This is a genomic window from Arthrobacter sp. Y3223164, from assembly GCF_059091005.1.
The window spans coordinates 1-365 of the sequence record NZ_JBNHGF010000915.1 but is presented as its reverse complement, the minus strand read 5'-3'; the positions used below and the strand labels follow the sequence as shown (position 1 = coordinate 365).

Genomic DNA, 365 nt, shown 5'->3' with positions numbered 1-365 from the left:
GCCCCGGGCGCCACGCGAGAGCACGCACGCCTCGATGCCGCCCCGGCCGCCCGCCGGGCGCTCCCCGCCAGCTAATTGGGGGAATAGTGCACCTGCACAACGGCGGCCCGTATAGTGAAGGCATGGCTGTCACTCTCGCCAAACTCTTGGCCTCCCCCGCGCTGCACCTGAAGCTGGTCGGTACCGCGCAGGGCGACCCGGACGCGCCGATCACCTGGGTGGCTTCGACCGAGCTCGAGGACCCGTTGCCCTTCCTGACCGGCGGCGAAGTGGTGCTGACCACCGGCCTTCGGCAGAAGACCGCGGCCGCGCAGCGCCGGTTCGTGGAGCGGGTGCACGAGGCCGGCGCGGTCGGCATGGGCTTC

At 72.1% G+C, this 365-nt stretch carries 1 protein-coding gene; it reads left to right on the top strand.

The genetic code is table 11. The annotated features are described in order from the left end of the window. Positions 1-122: 122 nt before the first annotated feature. A partial coding sequence (locus AC5RUJ_RS18705; protein ID WP_494156567.1) for a PucR family transcriptional regulator ligand-binding domain-containing protein occupies positions 123-365 on the top strand: 243 nt, incomplete at its 3' end.